This is a genomic window from Pseudomonas sp. GM84 (assembly GCF_000282535.1).
Classification (GTDB): Bacteria; Pseudomonadota; Gammaproteobacteria; order Pseudomonadales; family Pseudomonadaceae; genus Aquipseudomonas.
Genome location: NZ_AKJC01000131.1, coordinates 1 through 19,623, shown reverse-complemented (window position 1 = coordinate 19,623; position 19,623 = coordinate 1). Strand labels below are relative to the sequence as shown.

Sequence of the window (19,623 nt, the reverse complement as noted above, 5' to 3'; positions counted from 1 at the left end):
CGCCCGCGCGGCGCATCGCGGCTAAAGCCGCTCCTACATTTGTTGCAACGTACCTCTGCCTGATAGGCCATGGTTGCCAGCCTTGTTGGCTCGACGCGTTTTTTTGACGGGCGCCAAAGGCGGACAACCATGGCCTGACAGACCATGGCACGTTGCAACAAATGTAGGAGCGGATTTATCCGCGATGCGCCGCGCGGGCGGCGCTCGATCTCGAGGGCGCTACATGACTCGCGCCATGCCCCAGCAGACTCACCTCAATGCTTGATCATCACATGCCGCACACAGGTGTAATCCTCCAGCCCATACATCGACAGGTCCTTCCCATACCCCGAATGCTTCTGCCCGCCATGGGGCATTTCGCTGACCAGCATGAAGTGGGTATTGACCCAGGTGCAGCCATACTGCAAACGCGCCGCCAGGCGATGGGCGCGGCCGGTGTCGCGGGTCCACACCGATGAGGCCAGGCCGTATTCCGAATCGTTGGCCCACTCCAGTGCCTGGGCTTCGTCGGTGAAACGCGTCACCGATACCACGGGACCGAAGACCTCATTGCGCACGATCTCATCGTCCTGCAGGGCGTCAGCCAGCACCGTTGGCTCGAAGAAGAACCCATCGCCTGGCAGTGCCTTGCCGCCGGTGATCAGGCGGATGTGCGGCTGGGCAATGGCGCGGTTCACCAGGCCCGCCACCTTGTCACGGTGCTGGGCACTGATCAGTGGGCCCAGCTCGGTGTCCTCGGCGTCCTGCACGCCTGCCTTGAGGCTCGAAACCGCCTTGCCCAGGCGCTCGACAAAACGTTGGTAGATGCCGCTCTGCACATACAGACGGCAGGCCGCCGTGCAGTCCTGGCCGGCGTTGTAGAAGCCGAAGGTGCGGATGCCGTCGATGGCGGCATCGATGTCGGCGTCGTCGAACACCAGCACCGGTGCCTTGCCGCCCAGCTCCATGTGCATGCGCTTCACGCTGTCGGCGGTAGACCCAATGATGTGCGCGCCGGTAGGGATCGAGCCGGTCAGCGAGACCATCCGCACCTTGGGGTGGGTGACCAGCGGGTTGCCGACCGTTTGCCCACGGCCAAAGAGGATGTTGAGCACGCCGGCAGGCAGCAGGCCCTTGGCCAGCTCGCCAAAGCGCAGGGCGGTCAGCGGGGTCAGCTCGGACGGCTTGATGACCACGGTATTGCCCGCAGCCAGGGCCGGGGCGACTTTCCAGGCCAGCATCATCAGCGGGTAGTTCCACGGCGCGATCGAGGCCACCACGCCCAGCGGGTCGCGGCGGATCATCGAGGTATGGCCCGGCAGGTATTCGCCTGCGGCCGAGCCCCCCAGGCAGCGGGCGGCGCCGGCAAAGTAGCGGAACACGTCGACGATGGCCGGTATTTCGTCATTGAGGGCGGCGGCGAAGGGTTTGCCGCAGTTCTGCGATTCCAGCCTGGCCAGTTCATCGCCGTGTGCTTCGATGGCATCGGCCAGCGCCAGCAGGGCCAGCGAACGTTCCTTGGGGCTGGTCTGCGACCAGCTGTCGAAGGCCAGGTCGGCGGCGCGCACGGCGGCATCGACCTGGGCCTCGCTGGCTTCGTTGATCTGTACCAGGGCGCTGCCCTCGGCCGGGTTGAGGACGGTCCACGCCGGGCCTTCGCCAGCGACCAGGCGACCGTTGATCAGCATGTTGATTTGCATGGGGGCTCCTTGTAGGTCATTTGCCGCTGCCCGCGACGCTTTCACCGCCGCGGGTCAGGTAGTAGGCGCCGAGGATCGGCAGCATGGTCACCAGCATCACCAGCATGGCGACCACGTTGGTCACCGGCACGTCGCGCGGGCGGCTCAGCTGGTTGAGCAGCCAGATCGGCAGCGTGCGCTCATGGCCGGCGGTGAAGGTGGTAACGATGATCTCGTCGAACGACAGGGCGAAGGCCAGCATGCCCCCGGCCAGCAGTGCCGAGCCAAGGTTGGGCAGGACGATGTAGCGAAACGTCTGCCAACCATCGGCGCCCAGGTCCATCGAGGCTTCGATCAGGCTCTGCGAAGTACGGCGCAACCGCGCGATCACGTTGTTGTAGACGATCACCACGCAGAAGGTGGCGTGACCGACCACGATGGTGAATATCCCGGGCTCGATCCCAAGGCTCTTGAACGCCGACAGCAGGGCGATGCCGGTGATGATCCCCGGCAGGGCGATCGGCAGGATCAGCATCAGCGAAATCCCCTCCTTGCCGAAGAAGTTGCGCCGGTACAGCGCTGCCGAAGCCAGGGTGCCGAGCACCAGGGCGATCAGCGTGGCGAGGCAGGCTACCTGGATCGACAGCTTGATGGACTCGAGCACGTCCGGGCGGGCGAAGGCCACGGCGAACCATTTCAAGGTGAAGCCCTGGGGCGGGAAGCTGAACGCCGCGTCTTCGGTGTTGAAGGCGTACAACACGATGATCAGGATCGGAAAGTGCAGGAACAGCAAACCACCCCACGCTGCCAGGCGCAGTCCGGTCGAGGCTTTTTCAGAGTGCATCGAAGGCTCCCAGGCGCTTGACGATGGACAGGTAGACCGCGATCAGCACGATCGGCACCAGGGTGAACGCGGCGGCCATCGGCATGTTGCCGATCGCCCCTTGCTGGGCGTAGACCATGCTGCCGATGAAGTAGCCGGGCGGGCCGATCAGTTGCGGCACGATGAAGTCGCCCAGGGTCAGCGAGAAGGTGAAGATCGAGCCTGCGGCAATACCGGGGATCGACAGTGGCAGGATCACTTGCCAGAAGGTCTGCCCCGGCCTCGCGCCGAGGTCCGCCGAAGCCTGCAGCAGCGACGGCGGCAGGCGCTCCAGCGAGGCCTGGATCGGCAGGATCATGAACGGCAGCCAGATGTACACGAACACCATGAAGCGCCCCAGGTGCGAGGTCGACAGCGTGCTGCCGCCCACCCCGGGTATGGCCAGCACGGCTTGCAGCAACCCATCCAGGTGCAACTGCTGGACAAACCACTGGGCCACGCCGCCCTTGGCCAGTAGCAGGGTCCAGGCGTAGGTCTTGACGATGTAGCTGGCCCACATCGGCATCATCACCGCGATATAGAAAAAGGCCTTGGTCTTGCCGGTGGTGTAGCGCGCCATGTAGTAGGCGATGGGGAAGGCCAGGACCGCGCTGGCCAGCGACACCGCCACGGCCATGGCCAGGGTGCGCAGGATGATGTCGAAGTTCGCCGGGTTGAACAGCGCGGCGAAGTTGCCCAGGGTCAACGCCGGCGTCACCGCCATGGTGAAGTCGTCGAAGGTGTAGAAACCTTGCCACAGCAAGTTGAGCAACGAGCCCAGGTAGATGGCGCCGAACCAGGTCAGCGGCGGGATCAGCAGCAGCAACAGGTACAGGTTGGGGCGCCGGTAGAGCAGGTTGGATAGCCGGCGCAACGGGCTTGAAGGTGGCTGGGCCAGGCTCATTTCAGCGGCCCTCGACCAGCACGGTTTCCTGCAGCGCCGTCATCGCTTCACGTGGCCAGCGCACCTGCACCCGCTGGCCGGCCTGCCAGGGTTGTGGCTGGTCCTGCCAGCGGTCGTTGGCCTGGCTTACCGCCAGCAGTTGGCCGTTGTCCAGTTGCACCTCAAAGCGCGTGGCGCTGCCCTGGTACTGGATGTCGCGCAGCAGGCCACTGAGCTGAACGTCCTGGCCGCTGCTGGGCGAGTCCCCCAGGCGGATGTGTTCGGGGCGGATGGAGAAGGGCGAGCGGCCACCGCTGAGCTGCTCGGCCAGGTCGCCACGCACCACGTTGGAGGTGCCGACGAACTCGGCGACGAAGGTGGTGGCGGGCTTCATGTAGAGCTGGCGCGGGGTGTCGACCTGTTCGATGCGGCCGCGGTTGAACACCGCCACGCGGTCGGACATCGACAGGGCTTCGGTCTGGTCGTGGGTGACGAAGATGAAGGTGATGCCCAGCTGGCGCTGCAGTTTCTTCAGCTCGCCCTGCATCTGTTCGCGCAGTTTCAGGTCGAGCGCGCCCAGTGGCTCGTCGAGCAACAGCACCCGCGGCCGGTTGACCAGGGCGCGGGCCAGGGCGACGCGCTGGCGCTGACCGCCGGAAAGCTGTGCCGGCTTGCGCTCGCCGTAGCCGGCCAGGGCGACCATGGCCAGCGCCTCTTCGGCGCGTGTGTGGCGTTCGGCCTTGGCCACGCCCTTGACCTTGAGGCCATAGGCAATGTTGTCGCGCACGTTCATGTGGGGGAACAGGGCGTAGTCCTGGAACACCGTGTTGACGTCGCGCTGGTAGGGCGGCACGCCGGCGGCTTCGCTGCCGTGGATACGAATCGAGCCGCTGTCGGGTTGCTCGAAGCCGGCGATCAGGCGCAGGCAGGTGGTCTTGCCTGAGCCCGAGGGGCCGAGCATGGAGAAGAACTCGCCGTCCTCGATGTCGATGCTGACCTGGTCGACGGCCTTGACCTCGGCGAAGGTGCGCGAGACCTGGGTGAACTGGACTGCTAGGGGCATGGGCGGTACTCAGCTGTGCTTATGTTGCCTGTACCGGCCTCTTCGCGGGACAAGCCCGCTCCCACAGGATTCGTAGCGCCGCAGCCCCTGTGGGAGCGGGCTTGCCCCGCGAAGAGGCCGGTAAGGACTCAATCGACCTTAGCGCCCGCCCATGATCGCAATGTAGTCTTGCGTCCATCGGCTATAGGGCACGAACTTGCCCCCCTGGGCCTGCGGGGTTTTCCAGAAAGCGATCTTGTCGAAGTTGTCGAAGCCGTTGGTCTTGCAGCCCTCGGCCCCCAGCAACTCGCTGCTGGTGCACGCCGCCGGCACCGCCGGCAACGACCCGAACCAGGCCGCCACATCGCCCTGCACCTTCGGCTGCAGCGACCAGTCCATCCACTTGTAGGCGCAGTTGGGGTGCTTGGCCTCGGCGTGCAGCATGGTGGTGTCGGCCCAGCCAGTGGCGCCTTCCTTCGGAATGGTCGAGGCCACCGGCTGGTTCTCGGCCTTCAGGCCATTGACCATGTAGCCCCAGGAGCTGGAGGCGACCACGCCTTCGTTCTTCACGTCGCTCATCTGCACCGTGGCGTCATGCCAGTAGCGGTGGATCAGCGGTTGCTGCTGGCGCAGCAGGTCGAGCACCGCCTTGTACTGGGCTTCGTTCAGCTCGTAGGGGTCCTGGATGCCCAGTTCCGGTTTGGCCGATTTCAGGTACAGCGCCGCGTCGGCGAGGTAGATCGGACCGTCATAGGCCTGCACACGGCCCTTGTTCGGCTTGCCATCGGGCAGGTCCTGCGGCTCGAACACTACCCCCCAGCTGGTCGGCGCCTCTTTGAAGGTATTGGTGTTGTACAGCAGCACGTTCGGGCCCCACTGGTACGGGGTGCCATAGACCTGTTTGTCGACCACGTACCAGCCGCCGTTCTGCAGGCGCGGGTCGATGTTCTTCCAGTTGGGGACCAGCGCAGTGTTGATCGGCTGCACCTTCTTGCCGACGATCAGGCGCAGCGAGGCATCCCCGGAGGCAGTGACCAGGTCGTACCCGCCCTTGTTCATCAGGCTGACCATTTCATCGGAGGTGGCGGCGGTCTTGACGCTGACCTTGCAGCCGGTTTCCTTCTCGAAGCCGCTGACCCAGTCATAGGCCTTGTCGCTCTCGCCGCGCTCGATGTAGCCGGGCCAGGCGACGATATCCAGCCGGCCTTCGGTGGCGCCCAGGGCCTTGGGCAGCTCGGCGGCCTGCAGGCCGGCGCTGGCCAGCAGCGCGCCGGTCACGGCGCCGAGCAATGCGGTCTTGTGCACTGACATGGTGTTCCCTCTTCTTCTTGGAGATCTTGGTAGGGGCAGTCATCAAGAAAGCAGTGATGCGATTGTTATAAGCGTAGTGCGCTTGCGCAGGATGTTGGCGATATCGAGTCTGGTTGGCTTTTTGCCAGCTAAAGCAACATCTGGAAGCAAATCCAGGGGTGGCCCGGCACACGGCAGGCCTTACTCTGGCCGTTACATTTCGCAACGTGGAGACATGTTCATGAACACCCGTGGCTTGCTCGATCAATTGCTCAAATCCGGCCAGGATCTGCTGAACAAACAGTCAGGCGCCGGCAAACCCTCGGCGGGCGCAAGTGGGCTCGGCGGATTGTTGTCCGGGGCTGGCGGCGGGGCGTTGGCCGCCGGGGTCATGGGCATGCTGCTGGGGAACAAGAAAACGCGCAATGTGGGCGGCAAAGTGCTGACCTACGGGGGGCTGGCCGCTCTGGGCGTACTCGCCTACAAGGCCTACGGCAACTGGCAGGCGAGCCAGGGCGCAGGGCAGGGCGCCGCGCCGCAGACACTCGACCGGCTGCCCCCGGCCCAGGCCGAGCAGCACAGCCAGGCGGTACTGCGTGCGCTGGTGGCGGCGGCCAAGTCCGATGGTCATATCGATGAGCGCGAACGCGAGCTGATCGAAGGCGAATTCACCCGCCTGGACAGCGACGCCGAGCTGCGGCAGTGGTTGCATGCGGAACTCAACAAGCCATTGGACCCGGCCGAAGTCGCCCGCGCGGCGCAAACACCGGAGATGGCGGCCGAGATGTACCTGGCCAGCGTGATGATGGTCGATCAGGAAAACTTCATGGAGCGCGCCTACCTGGATGAACTGGCCCGCCAGCTGCGCCTGGAACCGGCGTTGCGCCAGGAGCTGGAGAACCAGGTGAGGCTTGCTGCTGGGCAGTGACAAGGGCCTGCTTTGCAGGCCATCGCCGGCAAGCCGGCTCCCACAAGGGCCCCACAAGGGCCGAGCAGATCCTGTGGGAGCAGGCTTGTACATCGGTAAAGACCACACTTTCCGCGCATTTCAGCCGCAAAAGCGTAGGGCGCCTACGCTATACTTCGACGATTTTTCCCGCTCGTTGTGAATTCCTGAGGGCTGAATGTGAAGAACTGGACCTTGCGCCAACGGATCCTGGCAAGTTTCGCCGTGATCATCGCCATCATGCTGCTGATGATCGTCGCCGCCTACTCGCGGCTGATGGCGATCGAAAAGGCCGAAGAGGCAGTGGGGACCGACAGCATTCCAGGGGTCTACTACAGCTCGATGATCCGCAGTGCCTGGGTCGACAGCTATATCACCAGCCAGCAGCTGGTGGGGCTGTCCAACCGCCGTGAAGTGACCCCGGCAGACATGGAGCTGTTCAAGAGTTTCGAGGCGCGCCTCAAGCAACACATGGCCAGTTACCAGGCCACCATCCAGGCGAGTGACGACCAGGCCCGGTTCGATGACTTCGTGCAGATGGAAGAAACCTACATCAAGCTCATCGGCGAGGTGCTGGACGCCTATCGCCAGCACAACTACACCGAAGCCGAGCGGCTGATCAGCGATGTCCTGACCCCGGCCTGGGTCGACGGGCGCAAGCACCTGAACGCGGTGATCGAGCACAACCGCGAGTCGGCCGACGCCGCCACCCAAGAAATCGGCAGCGCCGTGAGCGCGGCCAAAGGCAGCATGATGATCTCGCTGTTGCTGGCGATCATTGCTGCCTGTATCTGCGGGCTGCTGCTGATGCGGGCCATCACCGCACCCGTGCAGCGAGTGGTGCATGCCCTCGACAAGCTGCGCTCGGGCGACCTGAGCATGCGCCTGAGCCTGGACCGCAAGGATGAGTTCGGCGCCATCGAAAGTGGCTTCAACGAAATGGCCGAAGCATTGGCCAACCTGGTGTCCCAGGCCCAGCGCTCGTCGGTCCAGGTGACCACGTCGGTGACCGAGATTGCCGCCACCTCCAAGCAGCAGCAGGCCACGGCCACAGAAACGGCTGCCACCACCACGGAAATCGGCGCCACCTCGCGTGAAATCGCCGCCACCTCCCGCGACCTGGTGCGGACCATGACCGAAGTCACCAGCGCCGCCGACCAGGCGTCGAGCCTGGCCGGCTCTGGCCAGCAAGGCCTGGCGCGCATGGAAGAAACCATGCACCAGGTCATGGGCGCCGCCGACCTGGTCAACGCCAAGCTTGCGATCCTCAATGAAAAGGCCAGCAACATCACCCAGATGGTGGTGACCATCGTCAAGGTCGCCGACCAGACCAACCTGCTGTCGCTCAACGCCGCCATCGAAGCCGAAAAAGCCGGCGAATACGGCCGTGGCTTCGCGGTGGTCGCCACCGAGGTGCGTCGGCTGGCCGACCAGACGGCCGTGGCAACCTACGACATCGAACAGATGGTGCGGGAAATCCAGTCGGCGGTGTCGGCCGGGGTCATGGGCATGGACAAGTTCTCCGAGGAAGTGCGCCGCGGCATGTTCGAGGTGCAGCAGGTCGGCGAACAACTGAGCCAGATCATCCATCAGGTCCAGGCGCTGGCGCCACGGGTGCTGATGGTCAACGAAGGCATGCAGGCCCAGGCCACCGGTGCCGAGCAGATCAACCAGGCCCTGGCCCAGCTCAGCGATGCCAGCACCCAGACCGTGGAGTCGCTGCGCCAGGCCAGCTTTGCCATCGATGAGCTGAGCCAGGTGGCTGCAGGCCTGCGCGGCGGCGTATCGCGCTTCAAAGTCTGATCGTCATGACCGACCTGCATCCGCATACGGCAGCGGCGGCCCGCGCCAAGGGCACGCTGTACCTGCAGTTTCGACTTGGCCAGCAGCGCTTCGCCCTGAATGTGCACGAGGTGATCGAGGTGCTGCCACGCCGGCCACTCAAGCCGATTGCCCAGGCACCTGCCTGGGTCGCCGGTATCCTCGCCCACCGGGGTGTGCTGGTGCCGGTGATCGACCTGTGTGCCTTGAGTTTTGCCGAGCCCGCCGCCGAGCGCACCAGCACTCGCCTGGTGCTGGTGCATTACCGGCAGGAACATCAACTTGGGCTGATCCTGGAGCAGGCCACCGAGACCCTGCGCTGCCGCCCGGAGGAGTTCCAGCCCTATGGCCTGGATAACGGCGAAGCCCCTTACCTGGGCCCGGTGCGCCAGGATGCACAGGGGCTGCTGCAGCGCATCGAGGTGGATGACCTGCTCAGTGACGCCGTGCGTCAGCTGTTGTTCCCGAACCCGTCAGGCCAGCAGCAGGTGTGGTCATGAGCCAGCAACGCTTTTTCCGTTTTCTGCAGGAGCGAATAGGCCTGGACGTCGAGTCGGTAGGCGTACCGATGGTCGAGCGTGCCCTGCGCCAGCGCTGCGTCGCGCTCAATGCCGCCAACCTCGACGATTACTGGCTGCGCCTGCAGCAATCGGCAGACGAACAGCAGGCCTTGATCGAAGCGGTGATCGTTCCGGAGACCTGGTTTTTCCGTTACCCCGAGTCGTTCACCGCGCTGGCCGGCCTGGCCCACAAGCGCCTGGCCGAACTGGCCGGCGAGCGGCCGTTGCGCTTGCTCAGCCTGCCGTGTTCAACCGGTGAAGAGCCTTATTCGCTGGCCATGGCGTTACTGGATGCAGGGCTGAACCCCGCCACCTTCCAGATCGACGCCATGGACATCAGCCCCAATTCGGTGGCCAAGGCCGTGCAGGCCGTGTATGGACGCAACTCGTTCCGTGGCAGCGACCTGGCGTTTCGCGAGCGGCACTTCGTCGATGTCGGCGACAGCCATCAGCTGGATGAACGGGTACGTCAACAGGTGCGGTTCGAGGTGGGCAACGTGCTCGATCCGATCTTGGCCAGCCGCAATGGCCAGTACGATTTCGTGTTCTGCCGCAACCTGCTGATCTACTTCGATGTGCAGACCCAGCAGCGGGTCTTCGAGGTGCTCAAGCGCCTGGTGCATACCGAGGGCGTGCTGTTCATCGGGCCTGCCGAAGGCAGCCTGCTGGCGCGCCTGGGCATGCGTCCGCTGGGCATTGCCCAGTCATTTGCCTATGTGCGTCAGCCTGCGGATGCCCCCATCGCAGCACCTCAGCCCCTGCGCAGCGCGTCCCCACTCCCGCCGGCGACCCCGATCGCGCCGAGCCGGCCTGCACCTGCGCCGCGACCGCGACCGGCGACACCGCTCGCTGCCCCGGTGGCCGCGCCACGCGAGAGCGAAAGCGAGTTGCTGGCCAGCATCGCGCGACAAGCCAATGCCGGTGACAGCGTGCAAGCGCGCGCCAGCTGCCAGCGCTACCTGCGCGAGTTCGCGCCGAAAGCGCAGGTGTACTACTGGCTGGGTCTGCTCAGTGATACCGAAGGCGACGCTGCGCAAGCGTTGAGCCATTACCGCAAGGCCTTGTACCTGGAGCCGCAGCACCCTGAAGCGTTGCTGCACCTGGCCACGCTGCTGGCCGCCCAAGGCGATAGCGCCGGCGCTCGCCGCCTGCAGGAGCGTGCGGCGCGGGTCGGAAGGGAGTCTGAACGATGAGCGTCGAACACGCGCTCGGGCTGCTCGCCAAGGACGATCAGGCCATCGACGATTGCTGGAACCGTATCGGCGTGCATGGTGACAAGCAGTGCCCGCTGCTGGAACGGCACATCCACTGTCGCAACTGTGACGTCTACGCCGCTGCTGCCACGCGCCTGCTGGACCGCTATGCGCTGGTTCAGGACGACCAGGTGCACGAAGCTCAGGTGAGCGAGGCCGCTGCTGGAAGCTCGCTGCTGCTGTTCCGCCTGGGCGAGGAATGGCTGGCCCTGGCCACCGCCTGCCTGGCCGAAATCGCCCCGGTGCAGCCGGTGCATTCGCTGCCCCACCAGCGCTCGCGCGTACTGCAGGGTGTGGCCAACGTACGTGGCGCCCTGGTCCCGTGCCTGTCACTGAGCGACCTGCTGGGGGGCGAGCATGTGCCTGATCAGCCGCGCAGTGGCCGGGCAATGCCGCGCATGTTGATCCTGGCCGCGACCGGTGGCCCGGTGGTGATGGCCGTGGACGAGATCGATGGCATCCACCGTCTGGACCTCGCGCTGGCAGGCGCCAGCGAGGAAGCGGCACCCTTCACGGCTGCTGTGATGCAGTGGCGCGGGCGCAGTGTGCGCGTGCTGGACGACCAACAACTACTGTCTGCCGTGCAGCGGAGCCTGTCATGACCCCTGAGCAAATGCGCGACGCATCGTTGCTCGAACTGTTCAGCCTGGAGGCCGAAGCCCAGACACAGGTGCTCAGCACCGGGCTGATGGCGCTGGAGCGCAACCCGACCCAGGCCGATCAACTGGAAGCCTGCATGCGCGCCGCTCACTCCCTCAAGGGCGCGGCGCGGATCGTCGGTCTCGATGCCGGGGTCAGCGTTGCCCATGTGATGGAAGATTGCCTGGTGGCGGCCCAGGAAGGCCGGCTGCTGCTGCGTGCCGAGCATATCGATGCATTGCTGCGCGGTACCGACCTATTGCTGCATATCGCCACGCCCGGCGATCCGCAGGGCGAGGCTGGCGTGCCGGCATTCCTCGTGCAGATGGCCGGCTTGATCGATCCGGGGGCTGCTCCCGTGGTACCGGCGCCGAAGCCGACGCCCGTGGCCGAACCCGCCGTGCCGATGCCTGCGCCGGTCCCATCGCCAGCGCCAGCCGAGCCGGCACTGCTCGACGCTGAGCCCGAGAACGAACTGCCGGCGCTGCGCAAGACCGGCAAACGCGGTGGGGAAGGGGGCGAGCGGGTACTGCGGGTGACCGCCGACCGCCTCAACAGCCTGCTCGATCTGTCCAGCAAGTCGCTGGTCGAGACCCAGCGCCTGAAGCCCTACCTGGCCACCTTGCAGCGCCTCAAACGCATGCACGGCCAAGGCATGCGCGCCCTCGATGGCCTCAAGACCCAACTGGAGGACAGCGGCCAGAGCCCGGAAGTGCTCGAAGCCCTGGCCCAGACCCAGCGGCTGCTGCTGGAAACCCAGCAGATCCTGCAACAGCAGGCGGCCGACCTCGACGAATTCGGCTGGCAGGCCAGCCAGCGCGCACAGTTGCTCTACGACACCGCCCTGGCCTGCCGGATGCGTCCGTTCGCCGACGTGCTCACCGGCCAGAGCCGCATGGTCCGCGATCTCGGGCGCTCGCTGGGTAAGCAGGTGCGCCTGCAGATCGACGGCGAGAAGACTCAGGTCGACCGCGATGTGCTGGAAAAACTCGATGCGCCCCTGACCCATTTGCTGCGCAATGCCGTCGACCATGGCATCGAACGGCCCGAACAGCGCCTGCTGGCTGGCAAGCCGGAGGAGGGCGCGATACGCCTGCGCGCGTCCCATCAGGCGGGCCTGCTGATCCTCGAACTGAGCGACGACGGTGCCGGTATCGACATTGCGCGGTTACGCCGCAGCATTGTCGAGCGGGGCTTGTCGCCAGCCGACACGGTAGAGCAGATGAGCGAGGCAGAGCTGCTCACCTTCTTGTTCCTGCCGGGCTTCAGCATGCGCGACAAGGTCACCGAGGTGTCTGGCCGTGGCGTCGGGCTGGATGCGGTGCAGCACATGGTCCGCGAGCTGCGGGGGTCGATCGAGCTGACCCACGTGGCCGGTCAAGGCTGCCGCTTCCACCTGGAAGTGCCGCTGACCCTGTCGGTGGTACGCAGCCTGGTGGTGGAGGTCGGTGGCGAGGCTTACGCGTTCCCGCTGGCGCATATCGAACGCACCCTGGAGGTCGCCGCCGAGCAGATCGTGCAGATCGAAGGGCGCCAGCATTTCTGGCACGAGGGCCGGCATATCGGCCTGGTAGCCGCCAGCCAGCTGCTCAACCGGCCTGCGGAGCACGGTGAGGGCGGCAGCTTGCGGGTGGTGGTGATCCGCGAACGCGAACAGCTTTACGGGGTGGCCGTGGAGCGCCTGATCGGCGAGCGCGTGCTGGTGGTGATGCCGCTGGACCCGCGCCTGGGCAAGGTCCAGGACATCTCCGCCGGGGCCTTGCTGGACGATGGTTCGGTGGTGTTGATCGTCGACGTCGAAGACTTGCTGCGCTCGGTCGAGAAGCTGCTCAGCACCGGCCGCCTCGAACGTATCGAACGCGGCGCCCAGATGGGTCGTGGCGTGACCCGCAAACGCATCCTGGTGGTCGACGATTCGCTGACCGTGCGCGAACTGCAACGCAAGCTGTTGAGCAACCGCGGCTACGAAGTGGCCGTCGCCGTCGATGGCATGGACGGCTGGAACGCCCTGCGCGGCGAGGACTTCGACCTGCTGATCACCGATATCGACATGCCGCGCATGGACGGTATCGAGCTGGTCACGCTGGTGCGCCGCGACCAGCGGCTGCAGTCACTGCCGGTGATGGTGGTGTCGTACAAGGACCGCGAAGAAGATCGACGCCGTGGCCTGGACGCCGGAGCCGACTACTATTTGGCTAAGGCCAGTTTCCACGACGATGCGTTGCTGGATGCTGTGGTTGAATTGATCGGAGGTGCTCAAGGATGAAGATCGCCATCGTCAACGACATGCCCATGGCCGTGGAGGCATTGCGCCGGGCCCTGGCCTTCGAGCCCGCGCACGAGGTGATCTGGGTGGCCGGCAATGGCGCCGAGGCGCTGCGCAAGTGTGCCGAGGTCACCCCCGACCTGATCCTCATGGACCTCATCATGCCGGTGATGGACGGCGTCGAAGCGACCCGGCGGATCATGGCCGAGACGCCCTGCGCCATCCTCATCGTTACCGTCGATCGCAAGCAGAACGTGCACCGGGTGTTCGAGGCCATGGGCCATGGCGCCCTGGATGTGGTCGATACCCCCGCCCTCGGCGCGGGCGATGCGCGCGAGGCAGCGGCGCCGCTGCTGCGCAAGATTCTCAACATCAGCTGGCTGATAGGCCAGCAACGGCCCAGTGCGACCAAACCTGTGGCCGCGCCCCTGCGCGATGCCGTCCAGAGCCGGGGCCTGGTGGCGATCGGTTCTTCGGCGGGTGGGCCTGCCGCCCTGGAGGTGCTGCTCAAGGGTTTGCCCAGGGCGTTTCCGGCGTCCATCGTGCTGGTTCAGCATGTGGATCAGGTGTTCGCCGCCGGCATGGCCGAATGGCTCAGCAGCGCCTGCGGGCTGCCGGTGCGCCTGGCCTGTGAGGGCGAGCTTCCGCAGCCGGGGCAAGTGCTGTTGGCTGGCACCAACCACCATATCCGCCTGCTACAGGGTGGCCAGTTGGCCTACACTGCTGAACCTGTCAACGAAATCTACCGGCCCTCGATCGATGTGTTCTTCGAGAGCGTGGCGCGCTACTGGCGCGGCGATGCGGTGGGCGTGCTGCTCACCGGCATGGGCCGCGATGGCGCCCAGGGCCTCAAACTGATGCGCCAGCAGGGCTTCCTGACCATTGCCCAGGACCAGTCCAGCAGCGCCGTCTACGGTATGCCCAAGGCCGCCGCGGCAATCGACGCGGCGGTGGAAATCCGTCCGCTGGAGCGAATCGCCGGGCGCTTGATGGAAATCTTTGCAAAATGACGACATGTATTGAATCACGCTGCCCAGGCTGCAGTGATCAGGTGAAAACGGATGACTGATTTACCGATCGAAGGTTTCGCGACCGCCAACGAAAACTCGGCGATGGTCCTGCTGGTCGACGATCAGGCGATGATCGGCGAAGCCGTGCGCCGTGGCTTGGCCCACGAAGAGAACATCGACTTCCACTTCTGCGCCGACCCGCACCAGGCCGTGGCCCAGGCCATGCGCATCAAGCCTACGGTGATCCTCCAGGACCTGATCATGCCTGGCCTGGATGGCCTGACCCTGGTGCGCGAATACCGCAACAACCCGGCCACCCAGGACATTCCGATCATCGTCCTGTCGACCAAGGAAGACCCGCTGGTCAAGAGCGCGGCATTTGCCGCCGGGGCCAACGACTACCTGGTCAAGCTGCCCGACACCATCGAGCTGGTGGCACGTATCCGCTACCACTCGCGCTCGTACCTGACCCTGTTGCAACGCGACGAGGCCTACCGTGCCTTGCGCGTCAGCCAGCAACAGTTGCTCGACACCAACCTGATGCTGCAGCGGCTGATGAATTCCGACGGCCTCACCGGGCTGTCCAACCGCCGCCATTTCGACGAATACCTGGAGCTGGAATGGCGCCGGGCCATGCGTGAGCAGCAGCAGTTGTCGTTGCTGATGATCGATGTCGACTACTTCAAGGTCTACAACGACAGCTTCGGCCACCTGGCCGGTGACGAAGCGCTGCGCCAGGTGGCCGAGGCCATCCGTGGCTCGTGCTCGCGGCCTACCGACCTGCCGGCGCGTTATGGCGGCGAAGAGTTCGCCCTGGTGCTGCCCAACACCTCCCCGGGCGGTGCGCGGCTGGTAGCCGAGAAGCTGCGCCAGACCGTGCTCGGCCTCAATATCCCGCACAGTGCACCGCAGGCCGACTCGCGTCTGACCGTGAGCATTGGCCTGGCGACCCATACGCCGCCGGTTGGCAGCCATTGCCGGCAACTGATCCTGGCGGCGGACAAGGGCTTGTACCTGGCCAAGCACAGCGGGCGCAACCAGGTCGGGATCGCCTGAACGGGCCTCATCGCCGGCTTGCCGGCGATAGGCCCACAGGATTTCTACCGCCCGGCGGGTCTGCCGCCATGCCCCAGACTCGGTTATACTCCCCGACTTTTCACCGAATTCGCGCGAGTAGCCAGCCCATGGAAATCCAACCGATCCTGAACACCATCAAGGACCTCACCGAGCGTTCCCAGTCCATTCGGGGGTATCTTTGACTACGATCACAAGCATGACCGCCTGATCGAAGTCAACCGCGAGCTGGAAGACCCGGCCGTCTGGAACAAGCCCGAGTACGCCCAGGCCCTGGGCCGCGAGCGCGCCATGCTGGTGCAGGTCGTCGAGACCCTGGACAAGATGTCCAACGGCCTGGCCGACTGCCAGGACCTGCTCGACATGGCCGTCGAGGAAAATGACGAAGGCGCCGTGAGCGATGTCGTGACCGAGTTGCAGAGCCTGGAAGAATCCCTGGCCCAGCTCGAGTTCCGTCGCATGTTCAGCGGCGAGATGGACATGAACAATGCCTACCTGGACATCCAGGCAGGCTCTGGCGGTACCGAGGCACAGGACTGGGCCAACATCCTGCTGCGCATGTACCTGCGCTGGGCCGACAAGCGCGGCTTCGACGCCACCATCATCGAGCTTTCCGAAGGCGAAGTCGCCGGCATCAAGGGCGCCACCGTGCACATCAAGGGCGAGTACGCCTTTGGCTGGCTGCGCACCGAGATCGGCGTGCACCGCCTGGTGCGCAAGAGCCCGTTCGACTCCGGTGCCCGTCGCCACACCTCGTTCTCGGCGGTATTCGTGTCGCCCGAGATCGACGACAAGGTCGAGATCGAGATCAACCCGTCTGACCTGCGCGTCGACACCTACCGCTCCTCCGGTGCCGGTGGTCAGCACGTGAACACCACCGACTCGGCGGTACGTATCACCCACGTGCCTACCAACACCGTGGTGGCCTGCCAGAACGAACGCTCCCAGCACGCCAACAAGGACACCGCCATGAAGATGCTGCGGGCCAAGTTGTACGAGCTGGAAATGCAGAAGCGCAACGCCGCTTCCCAGGCGCTGGAAGACAGCAAGTCGGACATCGGCTGGGGCCACCAGATCCGCTCCTACGTGCTGGATGACTCGCGCATCAAGGACCTGCGTACCGGCGTCGAGCGCAGCGACTGCCAGAAGGTTCTGGACGGCGACCTCGACCAGTACCTGGAAGCGAGCCTCAAGCAGGGGCTGTAAGCCGCACACCACCGCCGCGATACCTGGCCGCCCGCCGGTATCGCGTGCCCTGCCCGAAAAGGGCAACGAACACCTGATGGAAAGAATGACGACATGAGCGACCTCAAGACCGAAGCGCAAGACCTGCAACAGGAAGAAAACGCCCTGATCGCCCTGCGCAAGGAAAAACTTGCCGCCGAGCGCGCCAAGGGCAATGCCTTCCCCAACGACTTCCGTCGCGACAGCTACTGCAACGACCTGCAGAAGCAATACGCGGACAAGACCAAGGAAGAGCTGGAAGCTGCAGCGATTCCGGTCAAGGTCGCCGGCCGCATCATGCTCAACCGTGGCTCGTTCATGGTTATCCAGGACATGACTGGCCGTATTCAGGTCTACGTCAACCGCAAGACCCTGCCGGAAGAAACCCTGGCTGCGGTCAAGACCTGGGACCTGGGCGACATCATCAGCGCCGAAGGCACCCTGGCCCGTTCCGGCAAGGGCGACCTGTACGTCGAGATGACCAATGTGCGCCTGCTGACCAAGTCGCTGCGCCCGCTGCCCGACAAGCACCACGGCCTGACCGACACCGAGCAGCGCTACCGCCAGCGCTACGTCGACCTGATGGTCAACGAAGAAACCCGCAACACCTTCCGCGTTCGCTCGCAGGTGATCTCGCACATCCGCAAGTTCCTCATCGAGCGCGACTTCCTCGAAGTCGAGACGCCGATGCTGCAGACCATCCCTGGCGGCGCCGCGGCCAAGCCGTTCGAAACCCACCACAATGCTCTGGACATGGCCATGTTCCTGCGCATCGCGCCTGAGCTTTACCTCAAGCGTCTTGTTGTCGGTGGCTTCGAGAAAGTCTTCGAGATCAACCGCAACTTCCGTAACGAAGGCGTTTCGACCCGGCACAACCCCGAGTTCACCATGCTCGAGTTCTACCAGGCCTACGCCGACTACCGCGACAACATGGACCTCACCGAGGAACTGTTCCGCGAGCTGGCGCAGCTGGTGCTGGGCAGCACCGACGTGCCGTATGGCGACAAGGTGTTCCACTTCGGCGAGCCGTTCGTGCGCCTGTCGGTGTTCGACTCGATCCTCAAGTACAACCCGGAGCTCACCGCTGCCGACCTGCAGGACGTCGACCGCGCCCGCGAGATCGCCAAGAAGGCCGGTGCCAAGGTGCTCGGCCACGAAGGCCTGGGCAAGCTGCAGGTGATGATTTTCGAAGAGCTGGTCGAGCACAAGCTGGAGCAGCCGCACTTCATCACCGAGTACCCGTTCGAAGTCTCGCCGCTGGCCCGTCGCAACGACGACAACCCGGCCGTGACCGACCGTTTCGAGCTGTTCATCGGTGGCCGCGAGATCGCCAACGCCTACTCCGAGCTCAACGATGCCGAAGACCAGGCCGAACGCTTCCTGGCCCAGGTGGCCGAGAAGGACGCCGGTGACGACGAAGCCATGCACTACGACGCCGACTTCGTTCGCGCGCTGGAGTACGGCATGCCGCCGACCGCAGGTGAGGGCATCGGTATCGACCGCCTGGTGATGCTGCTGACCAACTCGCCGTCGATTCGCGATGTGATCCTGTTCCCGCACATGCGCCCACAGGCCTGAGTGAACTGAACAAGCCGCCTTTCGAGGCGGCTTTTTATTGCCTGAAGGCTTATGTTGTCTGTAGCGGCCTTATCGCCGGCAAGCCGGCTCCCACAGGGATCCCACAATACTCAAGCGTTGTGGGGTCCCTGTGGGAGCCGGCTTGCCGGCGATAGGGACAGCCGATGACTCGAACAGTGAGGTATCCAGAGTGACACCCGCAATGCCCCAGCAAGGCGCCGCCGGCATCGCCAGCGCCGTCGCCGAAAGCGTGCAATACCAAGGTCGCAAGACTGCCCGCCAGGGCAGCGAACAGCGTCGCCAGCTGATTCTGGACGCCGCCATGCGCATCGTCGTGCGCGATGGCGTGCGCGGCGTGCGTCACCGCGCGGTAGCGGCCGAGGCCGGTGTGCCGCTGTCCGCCACCACCTATTACTTCAAGGATATCGAGGACCTGCTCACCGATACCTTCGCCCAGTACGTCGAGCGCAGCGCCGCCTACATGGCCAAGCTCTGGGCCAACACCGAGGTGGTGCTGCGCCAGTTGCTCGCCCAGGGCGACGGCAGTGCGCAATCGCGCGCGCGGCTGGCCGACGAAGTGGCGCGCATGACCGCCGACTATGTTTCGCGTCAACTGCTCACTCGCCGCGACTTCCTCATGGCCGAGCAGGCCTTCCGCCAGGAAGCGCTGTTGTGCCCGCGCCTGGCGGAGCTGGTGTGTGCCCATGAGCAGATCCTGCTGCATGGCACGCGGCAACTGCTGCAGGTCGTAGGCTCGCGGCAGCCCGAACAGGACGCCCAGATGTTGACGGCGATAATCGAGCAGATGGAATATCAGGGCCTGCTCAAGGATGCCGATGCACAGGCCGATGGGCAGATGCTCGCTATGCTTACCCGTTACCTGCACCTGGTGTTGGCATCGGCCTGAGACGAGATCGACCCTTCAAGGAGAACCTGATGAAAGCCTGGCGTGTGGTGTTGTTGACGTTGTCATTCCTGCTGCTGGGCGGTTGTCTGGTGACCTTCCACGAGCCCTTGCCGAGCAACCAGGCGGCGCCCAAGGCCCTGCTTGGCAAGTGGCGCAGCAAGGACGCCTGGGGCGAGCCGCTGCAACTGATGATCAGCCGCAGTGGCGCCGATGCCTACAAGGCAGTGGCCACGGCCAAGGGCAAGAAGCCCGAAGAGTATGTGTTCACCGTCTCGCGCCACGGCAACCGCTGGTACCTGTCGGCCGGGGTGCCCAAGCGCCTGGGCGGCAACTTCCTGATTGGCGGTTTCGACATCGTCGATGGCAAGGAGCTGGTGGTCTATAACCTCGACGTCGAGCAGGTGCAGCAGGCGGTCGAGAAGAAGGAGCTGACCGGGCGCAGCACCGTGGTGCCGGAGGACAACGGCGACGGCGTACTGATCGACAGCCCGGCGGCGCGGGTGCTGGCTTATCTGGATGACCCGGCCAACTCCGACCTGTTCGTCGAGGTGGCGCGCTTCCAGCGCTCCGGCAAATGACCGTGCGGGCCCTGTCGCCGGCAAGCCGGCTC

The 19,623-nt window shown here is 65.0% G+C and carries 17 protein-coding genes; 12 read left to right on the top strand and 5 right to left on the bottom strand.

The features are described from left to right. Window positions 1-254 precede the first annotated feature (254 nt). The 5 genes from PMI38_RS11665 to ydcS all read right to left on the bottom strand — a co-directional run bounded on the left by PMI38_RS11665 (window position 255) and on the right by ydcS (window position 5,756). Window positions 255-1,679, bottom strand: coding sequence for a gamma-aminobutyraldehyde dehydrogenase (locus tag PMI38_RS11665; protein WP_008094051.1), 1,425 nt, complete (start codon window positions 1,677-1,679; stop codon window positions 255-257). Between the two features lie 16 nt (window positions 1,680-1,695). Continuing rightward, window positions 1,696-2,502 carry an ABC transporter permease gene (locus tag PMI38_RS11660; RefSeq protein ID WP_008094049.1) on the bottom strand — a complete coding sequence of 269 codons (807 nt, stop codon included), beginning with the start codon at window positions 2,500-2,502 and terminating at the stop codon, window positions 1,696-1,698. Then, window positions 2,492-3,424: an ABC transporter permease gene (locus PMI38_RS11655; protein ID WP_008094047.1), complete on the bottom strand. Its 933-nt coding sequence runs from the start codon at window positions 3,422-3,424 to the stop codon at window positions 2,492-2,494. Before PMI38_RS11655 ends, PMI38_RS11660 begins: the two co-directional genes overlap by 11 nt. Before the next feature lies 1 nt (window position 3,425). Beyond that, window positions 3,426-4,466, bottom strand: a complete 1,041-nt coding sequence (locus PMI38_RS11650; protein ID WP_008094045.1) for an ABC transporter ATP-binding protein — start codon at window positions 4,464-4,466, stop codon at window positions 3,426-3,428. Between the two features lie 138 nt (window positions 4,467-4,604). Continuing rightward, window positions 4,605-5,756: a putative ABC transporter substrate-binding protein YdcS gene (ydcS, locus tag PMI38_RS11645; RefSeq protein WP_008094043.1), complete on the bottom strand. Its 1,152-nt coding sequence runs from the start codon at window positions 5,754-5,756 to the stop codon at window positions 4,605-4,607. A gap of 220 nt (window positions 5,757-5,976) precedes the next feature. Between ydcS and PMI38_RS11640 the strand changes: the two genes are divergently transcribed. The 12 genes from PMI38_RS11640 to PMI38_RS11585 all read left to right on the top strand — a co-directional run bounded on the left by PMI38_RS11640 (window position 5,977) and on the right by PMI38_RS11585 (window position 19,591). After that, window positions 5,977-6,663 (top strand): tellurite resistance TerB family protein, encoded by a 687-nt coding sequence (locus tag PMI38_RS11640; RefSeq protein WP_008094041.1) that lies wholly within the window; start codon window positions 5,977-5,979, stop codon window positions 6,661-6,663. A gap of 198 nt (window positions 6,664-6,861) precedes the next feature. Next, on the top strand, window positions 6,862-8,484 hold the full coding sequence (locus PMI38_RS11635) for a methyl-accepting chemotaxis protein (protein ID WP_008094039.1): 1,623 nt from the start codon (window positions 6,862-6,864) through the stop codon (window positions 8,482-8,484). 5 nt (window positions 8,485-8,489) lie between these two features. After that, window positions 8,490-9,002, top strand: coding sequence for a chemotaxis protein CheW (locus PMI38_RS11630; protein ID WP_008094037.1), 513 nt, complete (start codon window positions 8,490-8,492; stop codon window positions 9,000-9,002). Beyond that, window positions 8,999-10,255, top strand: a complete 1,257-nt coding sequence (locus tag PMI38_RS11625) for a CheR family methyltransferase (protein ID WP_008094036.1) — start codon at window positions 8,999-9,001, stop codon at window positions 10,253-10,255. The genes PMI38_RS11630 and PMI38_RS11625 overlap by 4 nt, the downstream gene beginning before the upstream one ends. Next, window positions 10,252-10,917 (top strand): chemotaxis protein CheW, encoded by a 666-nt coding sequence (locus tag PMI38_RS11620; RefSeq protein ID WP_008094035.1) that lies wholly within the window; start codon window positions 10,252-10,254, stop codon window positions 10,915-10,917. Before PMI38_RS11625 ends, PMI38_RS11620 begins: the two co-directional genes overlap by 4 nt. Continuing rightward, window positions 10,914-13,220: a hybrid sensor histidine kinase/response regulator gene (locus tag PMI38_RS11615; RefSeq protein ID WP_008094034.1), complete on the top strand. Its 2,307-nt coding sequence runs from the start codon at window positions 10,914-10,916 to the stop codon at window positions 13,218-13,220. The genes PMI38_RS11620 and PMI38_RS11615 overlap by 4 nt, the downstream gene beginning before the upstream one ends. Next, complete coding sequence (locus tag PMI38_RS11610) at window positions 13,217-14,230, top strand: chemotaxis response regulator protein-glutamate methylesterase (protein WP_008094033.1); 1,014 nt, start codon at window positions 13,217-13,219, stop codon at window positions 14,228-14,230. Before PMI38_RS11615 ends, PMI38_RS11610 begins: the two co-directional genes overlap by 4 nt. A gap of 51 nt (window positions 14,231-14,281) precedes the next feature. Next, window positions 14,282-15,286, top strand: a complete 1,005-nt coding sequence (gene wspR, locus PMI38_RS11605) for a Wsp signal transduction system regulator diguanylate cyclase WspR (protein WP_008094032.1) — start codon at window positions 14,282-14,284, stop codon at window positions 15,284-15,286. Window positions 15,287-15,414: 128 nt separating this feature from the next. Then, a protein-coding gene (prfB, locus tag PMI38_RS27090; protein WP_157214868.1) for a peptide chain release factor 2 occupies window positions 15,415-16,510 on the top strand; the annotation gives its coding sequence in 2 pieces (ribosomal slippage) (window positions 15,415-15,486 and window positions 15,488-16,510; 1,095 coding nt in all). 93 nt (window positions 16,511-16,603) lie between these two features. Further along, complete coding sequence (gene lysS, locus PMI38_RS11595) at window positions 16,604-18,106, top strand: lysine--tRNA ligase (RefSeq protein WP_008094030.1); 1,503 nt, start codon at window positions 16,604-16,606, stop codon at window positions 18,104-18,106. Window positions 18,107-18,308: 202 nt separating this feature from the next. After that, on the top strand, window positions 18,309-19,013 hold the full coding sequence (locus tag PMI38_RS11590; RefSeq protein ID WP_008094029.1) for a TetR/AcrR family transcriptional regulator: 705 nt from the start codon (window positions 18,309-18,311) through the stop codon (window positions 19,011-19,013). A 29-nt stretch (window positions 19,014-19,042) separates the two neighbouring features. Further along, window positions 19,043-19,591 carry a hypothetical protein gene (locus tag PMI38_RS11585; protein ID WP_008094028.1) on the top strand — a complete coding sequence of 183 codons (549 nt, stop codon included), beginning with the start codon at window positions 19,043-19,045 and terminating at the stop codon, window positions 19,589-19,591. Window positions 19,592-19,623: the final 32 nt, after the last annotated feature.